Genomic DNA, 13,343 nt, shown 5'->3' with positions numbered 1-13,343 from the left:
GGTTCCAGCCTATCTCGGATCGCCGATTTCGTCCGCATCGCGCGCGCTCCGGCTCCGCTTCTTCTTCACCGGCCGGGCCTGACCGGCCTCGGTGAGCAGTTCGCGGGCGTGCGCGAGCGAGCTGTCGCTGGTGTCGATGCCGGCCATCATCCGGGCCAGTTCGGCCTCCCGTTCGGCGCCGTCGAGCTGGCGTACGCCGGAGGTGGTGACCTGGCCGTCGGAGGATTTCTGCACCACCAGATGCCGGTCGGCGAAGGCGGCGACCTGGGCCAGGTGGGTGACCACCAGCACCTGATGGTGCTCGGCCAGCCGGGCCAGCCGGCGGCCGATCTCCACAGCGACCCGGCCGCCGACGCCGGCGTCCACCTCGTCGAAGACCAGCGTGGTGCGCTCGGCCGCATCGGCCAGCACCACCTCCAGGGCCAGCCGGACCCGGGACAGCTCACCACCGGAGGCGACCCGGGCCAGCGGCCGGGGATCCGAACCGGGGTTCGCGGTGAACTGCAGCACCACCTGGTCCGCGCCGTGCGGACCGAGCCGGTCCAACGGGGTGATCGCGAACTCCAACCGGGCGTGCGGCATCGCCAGCGCGGCCAGCTCGGTCAACACCGCCGCGGAGAGCCGTTCGGCCGCCTTCGTGCGGAGCGCGGTCAACTCCGCGGCCCGGGTCGCGAGCCGCTCGTCGAGGGCGGCCACCTCGGCGGCGAGCGCCTCGATCCGGTCGTCGCTGGCGGCGAGTCCGCCGAGCCGGCCGGCGGCGTCGGCGGACCAGGCGAGCACCTCATCGACGGTCTCGCCGTATTTGCGGGTCAGCCCCTGCAGCGCGGCCCGCCGTTCGGCGATCCATTCCAGCCGGTTCGGGTCGGCCTCCAACCCGGCGAGATAGCCGGAGAGATCCTGGGCGAGCTCGGCGGCGAGCACCATCACCTCCCCGGACCGGTCGGCGAGGCCGGCGAGTTCGGGGTCCTGGGCGGCGGCCCCCTCGAGCGCCTTGCGGGCGGTCGCGGCCGCGGTCAGCGCGGACCCCTGGTCGATGGAGTCCTCATCGCCGGCCAGCGCCACCACGGCGGTGTGCGCGGCCAGCCGCAGATCGTCGACCGCCTGCAGTCGCTCCGCCTCGGCGGCCAGCGCGGTGTCCTCCCCCGGTTGCGGATCGACCTTCTCGATCTCGTCCAGGCCGAACTGCAGCAGGTCGGCCTCACGGGCGCGTTCGCGGGCGTGGTCGCGCAGATCGGCCAGTTCGGCGGCGGCCGCTTCGCGGGCGGCGTGGTCGGCCCGGTACGAGGCCAGCGCCTTCGCCAGCTTCGGCCCGGCCGCCCGATCCAGGATCTCCCGCTGCCGCGCCGGCGCCGCCAGGCGTACCTGTTCGGACTGGCCGTGGATGGTGACGAGTTGTTCGGCGATCTCCTGCTGCTGCGCCACCGGTACGCCCGCACCGCCGACGAATCCGCGGGAGCGACTGCCGCCGAGCTGGCGGGCCAGCAGCAGTTCGCCGTCGTCGAGCTCCCCGCCGGCCTCGCTGACCTGGTCGGCCAGGCCCTGGGGCAGCCGGGAGAAGACGCCCTCGACGCGGGCGCTGCGGGCGCCGCGGCGGATCGCACCGGAGTCGGCGCGCTGGCCGAGCAGCAGCCCGAGCCCGGTGACCACCATCGTCTTGCCGGCACCGGTCTCGCCGGTCACCACGCTGAGCCCGGGGGCCAGTTCGATGACGGCGTCGTCGATCACGCCCAGGTCGGCGATCCGCAGCTCGCCGATCACGGCGTCCGGGCTTCCGCGGCACCGCGCCAGCCCTCGACGCGCAGGTCGAACTTGCGCACCAGTCGATCGGTGAACGGTGCCATCGAGAGCCGGGCGAGCCGCAGCCGGTGTTCGCTGCGCAGCACCTCGACCTCCATCCCGCCGACGATGTCGACCGAGCGGCGGCCGTCGCACCAGACCACCCCGCGGTTGTCGTAGCTGACCAGCGGCTGGATGGTGATGTCGGAGGTCGGGCCGAGGACCATCGGGCGGGCGAACAGGGCGTGTGCCTGCAGCGGCACCACCAACAGGGCCTCCACGCCGGGCCAGATGACCGGGCCGCCGGCGGAGAAGGCGTACGCCGTGGAGCCGGTCGGGGTCGCGACCAGCACCCCGTCGCAGCCCCAGCGGTGCAGCGGCCGGTCGTCGACCGCGACCAGCACCTCGAGCATCCGCTCCCGCGAGCCCTTCTCCAACGACACCTCGTTGACCGCGAACGAGCTCCACACGGTCTGCCCGTTCTCGCTGCGTGGCCGGTCACGGACGGTGACCTGCACGGTCATCCGCTCCTCGACCGAATAGGAGCGCGTCACCACCGCGGTGACGACCTGGTCGAGCTCGTGCGATTCGGCCTCGGCGAGGAAGCCGACGTGGCCGAGGTTGACCCCGAGCAGCGGCACATCGCGGGGCACGGCCCATTCGGCCGCGCGCAGGATGGTGCCGTCGCCGCCGAAGACGACGGCCAGTTCGCAGTCGGTCTCGAAGGCGGACTGGTCGAGTTCCTGCACCGCACAACCGGCGAGCAGTTCACCGAGCTGGGCCAGGTCCTCGGCCGGCACCCGGCTGACGATGCCGCGGGCGGTCAGCCCGGCGATGCAGCGTGCCGCGGCCTCGATCGCCTCCCGGCGGTGGATGTGGGTGAGCACGGCGACGCTGCGGGTCGGCTGGTCGGCTGCGGGCTCAGTCACGGCCCTCAGCATAGGGCGTGGCCCCGACGGTTCCGGACACCCATACGAAGTACTCCACATTGCCCGAGGGTCCGGGCAGCCGGCTGCGGAACCGGCCCCGGCTGCGCCGCCGGTACGCCGCCAGTTCGGACTCCACCGCGGCGACGGTCTGCTCGCGCAACGCCTCGTCGCGGACCACCCCGCCCTTGCCGAGCCGTTCCCGACCGACCTCGAACTGGGGTTTCACCATCAGCAGCGCCTCCCCGGCCGGTGCGAGCACCGAGAACAGCGGGGCGAGCAGCAGTTTCAGCGAGATGAAGGAGACATCGGCGACCACCAGGTCGACCGGTTCGCCGTCGACGTGGTCGAGGGTGAGGTCGCGCAGGTTGGTCTGTTCGTGGACGCTGATCCGTGGGTCGGCGCGCAGCATCGGATGCAGCTGATCGGTGCCGACGTCGATCGCATAGACCCGTTCCGCGCCGCGCTCGAGCAGCACCTGGCTGAACCCGCCGGTGGAGGATCCGGCGTCCAGCACCCGCGGCGGGACCCGGGCACCGGTGTCGTTCAGGGCGCCGAGCAGTTTCTCGGCGGCCCGGGAGACGTAATGGTCGCCGGCCCCGTGCTCGATGACGGGGTCGATGCCGTGGGGCACGATCGCCGCGGGGCGGCGTACCACCTCACCGGCCAGACTGACCCGGCCGTCGCGGATCAGTTCGGCGGCGTGGCCGCGGGAGCGGGCCAGCCCGCGGCGGACGAGTTCGGCATCCAGGCGCACGCCTCAGGCGCTTCCCTGCGCCCCGGAATCGCTGGATTCGTCGGAGAGTACGCCGTGCAGGGCCTCGTGGGCGCGGGCCAGCCGGTCGTGGTGTTCGGCGACCGGCTGGTCGGCGAGGCCGTCCAGCTCGGCCAGCACCCCGTCCACCTGGTCGTGCCCGGTCCGCGGCGCGGGCGGCACCGTGGGGTCGGGCCGCGTCGTTTCGTCGTCGGACATCTCGCCTCCGTCTCCTCCGGTCATGGCAGCCGGTCCAGTCGTGCCAGGGCCCGGGCCACCGCGGGTTCGGTGGGATCGCTGCCCGGCGGCAGTACGCCCAGCAGCGCGCGCAGTGCGTCCAGCTGCTGCTGCGGGCTCTGCAGCGGCCCCTCCAGTTCCAGCGTGTCACCGGTGCGCCGGGCGGTGTGCGCGCCGCAGCGGGCGTATCCCTCGCCGGTCTCGAGCCGGGCGGCCGGTTCGAGCAGGGCACCGACGCCGAGGCCGAGGTGATCGGGGCGGGTGGTCGCGGCGACCACATCGGTCTTGCCGTGGGCGCCGGTGAACACCAGCAGGCTGGTCATGCCGACCGCGGCCGCGCCGTCGATGTCGGTGTCCAGCCGGTCCCCGACGAAGATCGGGTCGGTGGCGCCCAGTCGGCGTACCGTCTCGGTGAGCAGCGGCGGGTGCGGTTTGCCGGCGACCTCCGGGTCGACGGCGACGGCCTGCCGGAGCGCACCGATCTGGGCGCCCGCTCCGGCGACCAGACCACGGTCGGTGGGCCGATTGCTGTCGGTATTGGTGGCCACCCACAGCGCACCCGCCTGGATGGCGAAGCCGGCCTCGTCGATGAGCTGCCAGGGCAACTCGGGGTGATAACCCTGGATCACCGCGGCGGGCCGGTCGGCGGTGCTGGTGACCGGTGTCATGCCGACCGCCAGCACCTCATCGCGCAGCGCGTCGGTGCCGACCACCAGCACCGGGGAACCGGCGGGAAGGCGATCGGCGAGCATCCGGGCACCCGCCTGGGAGGAGGTGACCACGTCACCGGTCTCGGCCGGTACGCCGAGTTCGCGCAGGTGGGCCGCCACCGCGGCCGGGGTGCGGGCGGCGTTGTTGGTGACGTAGCCGATCTGCACCCCTCGCTCGCGCAGCGCGGCGATCCCCTCCGCCGCACCGGGGATCGGCTGCGGGCCCAGATAGACGACTCCGTCGAGGTCGAACAGCGCCGCATCGTGGCCGTCGACGAGTGCGCTCACTCCTCGGTCTCCGTGGGCCGATCCTCCGCATCACCGGTCCCGGTTTCGCCGGTCCCGGGCTCGGGGTCAGCCTCCTCGGCGTCGTCGAAGTCGATGACCAGGCCCTCGAGCCGGGCGACGCGCTCGTCGGCGTCGGTGACCCCGTCGGTGTCGAGCTTCGCCGCGGCGGCGAACCAGGTGTGCGCGGCCTCCCGGTCCCCGGCTTCGAGCAACCGGTCGGCATAGGCGTAGCGCAACCGCGCCGCACTGTCGGCGGGAACCCGCCGTCCCCGGGAGGCGGCGATCTCACTCTGCAGCAGCCGCCGCGCCTCGGCGTCCTGACCGAGATCGGCGCGGGCCCCGGCTTCGACGATCCGCAACTCGATCCGGGTCCCGGGATCCAGGTCGGCCTCCGCGCCCTGGCGGGCGAGCTTCAGCGCCTCCTCGGGGCGGCCGAGGGCACGTTCGCAGTCGGCCAGCACCGCGAGGTATTCATCGTCCCCGCTCATCCGGCGCAGCGCCCGATATTCGCTGAGGGCCGCGGCGTAATCCTCGGCGGCGTAGGCGGTCTCGGCGACCGCGGCGCGTACCACCGGCAACCTGGAGGCCAGCCGGCGAGCGACCTTCGCATGGGCGTACGCCAGTTCCGGGTCCTCATCGACCAGCAGCCCGGCGGCGAGCAGTCGCGGACCGACCCTGTCGGCGAGATCGGCCGGCAGACCCCGCAGCTCGGCCTTCACCCCGCGCGGGAGCTGACGCAGATCGAGATCCTCGGGGAGGTCGGGTTCGTTCTCCGGGGTACGGACCAGACCGCGGGTGATCCGATCGTTCTCGGCAGCTTCGGGGCGCGAGCCCTCGCGGAATCGGTCCGGGCGATCAGCACCGCGTCGGAAGTCCCGGTCGCCCTGCGGCCGGCCACCCTGCCGTCGGTCACCCCGGTCATCCCGACGCCGGTCGTCTTGACGCCGATCGTCCCGGCCACGATCATCTCGACGCCGGTCATCCCGGCCGCGGTCATCTCGACGGCGATCATCCCGCCCGCGGTCATCTCGACGGCGGTCATCTCGACGGCGATCATCCCGGCCGCGGTCATCTCGACGGCGATCATCCCGCCCGCGGTCATCTCGACGCCGATCGTCCCGGCCACGATCATCACGACGCCGATCGTCCTGGCGACGCTCCCCGCTCGGGCGACCAGAACCCCGGCGTCCGTCCGAGCCGTCCTCCCGGCGGTCTATGCGACCGCGGCCGGCGGGCCGGCGATCACCGTCGCGGCCAGGTCGACCACCACCGGACCGCCGATCCTGCGGCCCACCGGGCCGCCCTCCGCGGCCTCGGGGCCGGTCGCTGCTGCCGCCGGATCCACGGCGTTCATTTTCTGCCACCTGCCAATCCTGCCGGAGCGCCCGGCTGTGTGCAAAGCGTCCGGAGACGCAAAAACACCTCTGGGTGGCTCACGAATGAGCCACCCAGAGGTGTTGTGTTGTCCGGCGACGTCCTAGTCTCCCACACACTCCCGTGTGCAGTACCTTCGGCGCTGAGGGGCTTAACTTCCGGGTTCGGAATGGGACCGGGTGTTTCCCCCTCGCCATGGCCACCGAAACTCTATTGAGATGTGTCGGACCGACCAGGCCACAAGCTAGTTGTGGCGGCGGTTTCCCGACCGTATCTCGGGAACCTCACAGTGGACGCGTAGCACCTTTGTAGGAACAAGCCCTCGGACTATTAGTATCGGTCAGCTCCGTGCATTGCTGCACTTCCACATCCGACCTATCACCCGGTGGTCTTCCGGGGTCCTTAACTCACAAAGAGTGGGAGCCCTCATCTTGAAGCGTGCTTCCCGCTTAGATGCTTTCAGCGGTTATCACTTCCCAACGTAGCCAACCAGCCGTGCTCTTGGCAGAACAACTGGCACACCAGAGGTTAGTCCGTCCCGGTCCTCTCGTACTAAGGACAGCTCTTCTCAAGACTCCTACGCGCGCAGCGGATAGGGACCGAACTGTCTCACGACGTTCTAAACCCAGCTCGCGTGCCGCTTTAATGGGCGAACAGCCCAACCCTTGGGACCGACTCCAGCCCCAGGATGCGACGAGCCGACATCGAGGTGCCAAACCATGCCGTCGCTATGGACGCTCGGGCAAGATCAGCCTGTTATCCCCGGGGTACCTTTTATCCGTTGAGTGACGGCGCTTCCACATGCCACCGTCAGATCACTAGTCCCGACTTTCGTCCCTGCTTGAGATGTCTCTCTCACAGTCAAGCTCCCTTGTGCACTTACACTCAAAACCTGATTGCCAACCAGGCTGAGGGAACCTTTGGGCGCCTCCGTTACCTTTTGGGAGGCGACCGCCCCAGTCAAACTACCCATCAGGCACTGTCCCTGATCCGGATAACGGATCGAGGTTAGATAACCAGAGCAACCAGAGTGGTATTTCAACGTTGACTCCACACTCACTGGCGTGAATGCTTCAAAGTCTCCCACCTATCCTACACAAGCTGCACCAATCACCAATACCAAACTATAGTAAAGGTCCCGGGGTCTTTCCGTCCTGCTGCGCGTAACGAGCATCTTTACTCGTAGTGCAATTTCGCCGAGTTCGTGGTGGAGACAGTAGGAAAGTCGTTACTCCATTCGTGCAGGTCGGAACTTACCCGACAAGGAATTTCGCTACCTTAGGATGGTTATAGTTACCACCGCCGTTTACTGGGGCTTAAGTTCAGTGCTTCGCCGAAGCTAACACTTCCCCTTAACCTTCCAGCACCGGGCAGGAGTCAGTCCGTATACATCGTCTTGCGACTTGGCACGGACCTGTGTTTTTAGTAAACAGTCGCTTTCCCCTGGTCTCTGCGGCCCTCAACGCTCGAAGAGCAAGTCTCGTCACGTGTCAGGCCCCCCTTATTCCGAAGTTACGGGGGTATTTTGCCGAGTTCCTTCACCACGATTATCTCGATCGCCTTGGTATTCTCTACCTAACCACCTGAGTCGGTTTGGGGTACGGGCGGCTTACAAACTCGCTCACGAAGATTTTCTAGGCAGCATAGGATCACTCACTCGATGGGACGTATCCCACCCAGCCGTCATGTCTCAGGCGCATGAGACGCGGATTTGCCTACGTCTCGCCCTACACACTTAGCCCGGGACTACCATCGCCCGGGATGAGCTACCTTCCTGCGTCCCTCCGCAGCTTGCCTAGTACAAGTTTGGGTCACAGAGTCAGTCGCTTCAGTCCGAAGACGTCCACGACCTTCCATGCTTAGCATTACCTGATTCGGCAGGGGCGTTTGTACGCCGGTACGGGAATATCAACCCGTTGTCCATCGACTACGCCTGTCGGCCTCGCCTTAGGTCCCGACTTACCCAGGGCAGATTAGCTTGACCCTGGAACCCTTGGTTATTCGGCGGACGGGTTTCTCACCCGTCATTCGCTACTCATGCCTGCATTCTCACTCGTGTGCTCTCCACGGCTGGGTCACCCCGCCGCTTCGTCGCGCACACGACGCTCCCCTACCCATCCACACACCTGGATCGAAATCAGGTTATTGTGTGAATGCCACAACTTCGGCGGATAGCTTGAGCCCCGCTAAATTGTCGGCGCGGAATCACTTGACCAGTGAGCTATTACGCACTCTTTCAAGGGTGGCTGCTTCCAAGCCAACCTCCTGGTTGTCTGCGCAACTCCACATCCTTTTCCACTTAGCTATCGCTTAGGGGCCTTAGTTGGTGATCTGGGCTGTTTCCCTCTCGACAATGAAGCTTATCCCCCACTGTCTCACTGCCGCACTCTCACTTGCCGGCATTCGGAGTTTGGTTAATTTCGGTAAGCTTATGGGCCCCCTAGACTATCCAGTGCTCTACCTCCGGCAAGAAACATGCGACGCTGCACCTATATGCATTTCGGGGAGAACCAGCTATTACGGAGTTTGATTGGCCTTTCACCCCTATCCACAGCTCATCCCCCCAGTTTTCAACCTAGGTGGGTTCGGTCCTCCACGACGTCTTACCGTCGCTTCAACCTGGCCATGGATAGATCACTCCGCTTCGGGTCTAGAGCACGCCACTCACTCGCCCTGTTCGGACTCGCTTTCGCTACGGCTTCCCCACACGGGTTAACCTCGCGACGTACCACTAACTCGCAGGCTCATTCTTCAAAAGGCACGCCGTCACCCTTACGGGCTCCGACGGATTGTAGGCAATCGGTTTCAGGTACTATTTCACTCCCCTCCCGGGGTACTTTTCACCTTTCCCTCACGGTACTTGTCCGCTATCGGTCACCAAGGAGTATTTAGGCTTAGCGGGTGGTCCCGCTGGATTCACACGGAATTTCAGGGGTTCCGTGTTACTTGGGGTGACGCTCAAGAGTGATCACGTTACGACTACAGGGGTGTTACCTTCTGTGCCGCACTATCCCAAAGTGCTTCGTCTTCGGTGATCATTTTTGACTCTTTGACCAGTCAACAGCCTGGTCGGAGCGGCCCCACTACACCGCAACTGCAACGCCTGTCAGCTATCACACAGATGCGGTTTGGCCTCTTCCGCGTTCGCTCGCCACTACTTACGGAATCACGGTTGTTTTCTGTTCCTGTGGGTACTGAGATGTTTCACTTCCCCACGTTCCCTCCCACTGCCCTATGTGTTCAGGCAGGGGTCGCCGGACATTACTCCGGTTTCTTTCGAGGTTTCCCTATTCGGAGATCCCCGGATCGAAGCTCGTTTACCAGCTCCCCGGGGCTTATCGCAGGTTACAACGTCCTTCATCGGCTCTTGGTGCCTAGGCATCCACCGATTGCCCTTAGTAGCTTGTTGTTACTACAAAGATGCTCGCGTCCACTGTGAAGTTCTCAAGATACGGGCGGTACCAGGACCAACACCCTTGGGTGCTGATCGGTGGTCCGCAGAAGAGTTGTCGCTTACGCGAACGACCCTTCAGGACCCAACAGCGTGCTCGGGCCGGCCGCTCCACCTGGCTGGTTCCACTCCGTTGATGTGATCGCTGGTTGTACTTGAGCCGGCTTCGCCGGTCGGCTTAATGGTCAATGTTCCACATTCCGTAGCCTGTCCGACCGAGAACGTTTGTCTCGGAACCGGACGCTGGACAATCACTGCTATGAGTGAGTGCCATGGGCTCCTTAGAAAGGAGGTGATCCAGCCGCACCTTCCGGTACGGCTACCTTGTTACGACTTAGTCCTAATTACCAGCCCCACCTTCGACGGCTCCCTCCAAAAGGTTGGGCCACCGGCTTCGGGTGTTGCCGACTTTCATGACTTGACGGGCGGTGTGTACAAGGCCCGGGAACGTATTCACCGCAGCGTTGCTGATCTGCGATTACTAGCGACTCCGACTTCATGGGGTCGAGTTGCAGACCCCAATCCGAACTGAGACTGGCTTTTTGGGATTCGCTAAACCTTGCGGTTTCGCAGCCCTTTGTACCAGCCATTGTAGCATGCGTGAAGCCCTGGACATAAGGGGCATGATGACTTGACCTCATCCCCACCTTCCTCCGAGTTGACCCCGGCAGTCTCCTATGAGTCCCCGGCATTATCCGCTGGCAACATAGGACGAGGGTTGCGCTCGTTGCGGGACTTAACCCAACATCTCACGACACGAGCTGACGACAGCCATGCACCACCTGTATACCGACCTTGCGGGGCACCTGTCTCCAGATGTTTCCGGTATATGTCAAACCCAGGTAAGGTTCTTCGCGTTGCATCGAATTAATCCGCATGCTCCGCCGCTTGTGCGGGCCCCCGTCAATTCCTTTGAGTTTTAGCCTTGCGGCCGTACTCCCCAGGCGGGGCACTTAATGCGTTAGCTACGGCACGGATCACGTGGAATGTGACCCACACCTAGTGCCCACCGTTTACGGCGTGGACTACCAGGGTATCTAAGCCTGTTTGCTCCCCACGCTTTCGCTCCTCAGCGTCAGGAAAGTCCCAGAGAACCGCCTTCGCCACCGGTGTTCCTCCTGATATCTGCGCATTCCACCGCTCCACCAGGAATTCCGTTCTCCCCTAACTTCCTCTAGTCTGCCCGTATCGGAAGCAGGCTCAGAGTTAAGCCCTGAGTTTTCACTTCCGACGCGACAAACCGCCTACGAGCTCTTTACGCCCAATAATTCCGGACAACGCTCGGACCCTACGTATCACCGCGGCTGCTGGCACGTAGTTGGCCGGTCCTTCTTCTGCACCTACCGTCACTTTCGCTTCGTCGGTGCTGAAAGCGGTTTACAACCCGAAGGCCGTCATCCCGCACGCGGCGTTGCTGCATCAGGCTTGCGCCCATTGTGCAATATTCCCCACTGCTGCCTCCCGTAGGAGTCTGGGCCGTATCTCAGTCCCAGTGTGGCCGGTCGCCCTCTCAGGCCGGCTACCCGTCGAAGCCTTGGTGAGCCGTTACCTCACCAACTAGCTGATAGGCCGCGAGCCCATCCTTGACCGCCGGAGCTTTCCACTTCATCAGATGTCTGAAGAAGTAATATCCGGTATTAGACGCCCTTTCGAGCGCTTATTCCAGTGTCAAGGGTAGGTTGCTCACGTGTTACTCACCCGTTCGCCACTCGTGTACTCCGAAGAGCCTTACCGTTCGACTTGCATGTGTTAAGCACGCCGCCAGCGTTCGTCCTGAGCCAGGATCAAACTCTCCGTTGAAAAAATTCGGCAGACCGAAGTCCGCCTCAAAATCAACGAGTCTGATTCCTGACAGGATCCATTGCTGGATCTATCAATAATCAACTCAAAGAAATCCATCCTCCGTTGACGGATCGGTGATCCGATCAGTCGCCAGAGCACGGGGTTTCTGTGCATCTTTGGCATTGACTTTTAAGCACGCTGTTGAGTTCTCAAGTTTCGTTCGCACACCGCCCGAGGCCTCTCGGCCTCGTTTGGGGCAACCTGTCTTACTTTACTCGCTTCCTTCCGCGGTGTCAACTCCGCTTCCGGGGCGATCGGTGTGACCTTGGCCACATCTAAGTCGCTCTTCCGCCTCGGCTTCCCGAGCGACTCGATCAATCTTAGTTACCGCGTTTCCCCTTGTCAAACCGGGGATTCGGGGTGACTTGCCGCTCTGAACCGGAGCTCGGAGCAACTCGATCAACCTTACCGGGCCGGCTGGTCGGCGTCAAACCGACCGGTCAGTTCCGGATCCAGCCAGCACTCAGCCGCCGGGTGATGGGTTCTTCTTGAACACACATCCGTCCGGTCGTCCTGTGCACCAGTGGAGTGCCCACCTGGGCCGGGCCGTGAGGCTGGCTTTCGCCGCTCTCCTGCGTCCCTTGCACCCTCGGGGCTCAGAGAACATTACGGATGTGCGGGCGGTGGGTCAAATCGAGACGGGGTGTCCTCGGTCACACCCGGTCGGACCCCGTTCCCGGGGCCCCACACGAGCGTCAACGGACCACTTCGACCATGCCGACGGTCTTCTTCCCCCGGCGTACCACCAGGTAGCGACCGTGCAGCAGATCGGCGTCGGTCACCCGCTGCTCCACATCGGTCACCTTCTGGTTGTTCAGGTACGCCCCGCCCTCGGTGATCGCACGCCGGGCGGCTCCCTTGGAGTCGGTCACCGAACCCGTCACCAGGGCATCCACCACCAGCGGCAGCTCCGCACCGGCCTCGACCTTGCCGCCACCGACCTCACCGGCCACCTGGGACAGCGTGGACACCGGCAACTCGCTCAACTCACTGCGTCCGAAGAGCGCGGCCGCCGCCGCCACCGCGGCCCGGCGCTCGCTCTCCCCGTGCACCAGATCGGTGATGTCGTCGGCCAGCGCCCGCTGGGCGGCCCGCAGCTGCGGTGCCTCGCTCACCTGCCGGGCGAGATCGTCGATCTCCTCCCGACTGCGCGGGCTGAACACCTTCAGGTATTCCGCCACCTTGGCGTCCTCGGCATTCAGGAAGAACTGGTGGAAGGCGTACGGGCTGGTCAGCTGCGGATCCAACCAGACCGTGCCGCTCTCGGTCTTCCCGTATTTCGAGCCGTCGGCCTTGGTGAGCAGCGGGGTGACCAGCCCGTGCACGGTGGCGCGTTCGGTGCGCCGGATGTAGTCGATCCCGGCGGTGATGTTCCCCCACTGGTCCTGGGCACCGCTCTGCAGGGTGCAGCCGTAACGCTTGAAGAGCTCGTGGTAGTCCAACGACTGGAGCAGCACGTAGCTGAACTCGGTGTAGGAGATCCCCGAATCCAACCGCCGGGCGACCACGTCGCGGTCCAGCATCCGGTTGATCGAGAAGTGCTTGCCCACCTCCCGCAGGAAGTCGAGGGTGGACAGCTCGGCGGTCCAGTCGTAGTTGTTCACGAACCGCACCGGGTTCGGGCCGCTGAGCTCGACGAAGCGGCTCATCTGCTCGCGCAGCCGTTCCACCCAGCCGGCCACCACCTCGCGACCGTTCATCACCCGTTCCCCGGTCTGCTTCGGATCACCGATCAGCCCGGTGGAACCACCGACCAGCAGCAGGGGACGGTGTCCACCGGCGTAGAGGTGGCGAACCACCATCAGCTGGACCAGGTGCCCGATGTGCAGGCTCGGCGCGGTGGGATCGAAGCCCACATAGCTGGTGACCGGCCCCGCATCCAGGTGCGCCGAGAGCGCCTCCCGATCGGTCGAGTCGGCCACCAGGCCACGCCAGAGCAGTTCATCAAGGACAGCGTTCACGGCGACAACCTTAGCGATCCGGTA

The 13,343-nt window shown here is 65.2% G+C and carries 9 protein-coding genes and 3 rRNA genes; all 12 read right to left on the bottom strand.

Going from position 1 to position 13,343, the window contains the following annotated elements:
* Window positions 1–9: 9 nt before the first annotated feature.
* The 12 genes from recN to tyrS all read right to left on the bottom strand — a co-directional run bounded on the left by recN (window position 10) and on the right by tyrS (window position 13,319).
* Window positions 10–1,758 carry a DNA repair protein RecN gene (gene recN, locus C8D81_RS02345; protein ID WP_094356192.1) on the bottom strand — a complete coding sequence of 583 codons (1,749 nt, stop codon included), beginning with the start codon at window positions 1,756–1,758 and terminating at the stop codon, window positions 10–12.
* A complete protein-coding gene (locus tag C8D81_RS02340) occupies window positions 1,755–2,717 on the bottom strand; it encodes an NAD kinase (protein ID WP_094356193.1) in 963 nt (320 codons plus the stop codon). Before C8D81_RS02340 ends, recN begins: the two co-directional genes overlap by 4 nt.
* Window positions 2,698–3,459 carry a TlyA family RNA methyltransferase gene (locus C8D81_RS02335; RefSeq protein ID WP_094356194.1) on the bottom strand — a complete coding sequence of 254 codons (762 nt, stop codon included), beginning with the start codon at window positions 3,457–3,459 and terminating at the stop codon, window positions 2,698–2,700. The genes C8D81_RS02340 and C8D81_RS02335 overlap by 20 nt, the downstream gene beginning before the upstream one ends.
* 3 nt (window positions 3,460–3,462) lie before the next feature.
* Window positions 3,463–3,675: a hypothetical protein gene (locus C8D81_RS02330; protein ID WP_094356195.1), complete on the bottom strand. Its 213-nt coding sequence runs from the start codon at window positions 3,673–3,675 to the stop codon at window positions 3,463–3,465.
* Between the two features lie 20 nt (window positions 3,676–3,695).
* On the bottom strand, window positions 3,696–4,691 hold the full coding sequence (locus C8D81_RS02325; protein ID WP_094356196.1) for an HAD-IIA family hydrolase: 996 nt from the start codon (window positions 4,689–4,691) through the stop codon (window positions 3,696–3,698).
* A complete protein-coding gene (locus C8D81_RS21165; protein ID WP_094356197.1) occupies window positions 4,688–5,410 on the bottom strand; it encodes a hypothetical protein in 723 nt (240 codons plus the stop codon). Before C8D81_RS21165 ends, C8D81_RS02325 begins: the two co-directional genes overlap by 4 nt.
* Entirely contained in the window at window positions 5,407–5,826 is a 420-nt protein-coding gene (locus C8D81_RS21160; RefSeq protein WP_208109074.1) for a hypothetical protein, read from the bottom strand. The genes C8D81_RS21165 and C8D81_RS21160 overlap by 4 nt, the downstream gene beginning before the upstream one ends.
* A 78-nt stretch (window positions 5,827–5,904) precedes the next feature.
* On the bottom strand, window positions 5,905–6,045 hold the full coding sequence (locus tag C8D81_RS21155) for a hypothetical protein (protein WP_172421667.1): 141 nt from the start codon (window positions 6,043–6,045) through the stop codon (window positions 5,905–5,907).
* A 110-nt stretch (window positions 6,046–6,155) separates the two neighbouring features.
* Window positions 6,156–6,272: ribosomal RNA gene (gene rrf / locus C8D81_RS02315) — 5S ribosomal RNA — on the bottom strand.
* A 103-nt stretch (window positions 6,273–6,375) separates the two neighbouring features.
* Window positions 6,376–9,474 (bottom strand): 23S ribosomal RNA (locus tag C8D81_RS02310).
* 327 nt (window positions 9,475–9,801) lie between these two features.
* Window positions 9,802–11,316, bottom strand: a 16S ribosomal RNA gene (locus C8D81_RS02305).
* Together the 16S, 23S and 5S rRNA genes form the textbook arrangement of a ribosomal RNA operon.
* A gap of 737 nt (window positions 11,317–12,053) precedes the next feature.
* The gene (tyrS, locus tag C8D81_RS02300) at window positions 12,054–13,319 is read right to left on the bottom strand and encodes a tyrosine--tRNA ligase (RefSeq protein ID WP_094429455.1); all 1,266 of its coding nucleotides are present in this window, start codon (window positions 13,317–13,319) and stop codon (window positions 12,054–12,056) included.
* Window positions 13,320–13,343: the final 24 nt, after the last annotated feature.

The sequence above is a fragment of the Enemella evansiae genome, assembly GCF_004362375.1.
Taxonomy (GTDB): Bacteria; Actinomycetota; Actinomycetes; order Propionibacteriales; family Propionibacteriaceae; genus Enemella; species Enemella evansiae.
The sequence above is the reverse complement of the archived record's forward strand: the minus strand, read 5'-3'. Positions and strand labels throughout refer to the sequence as shown.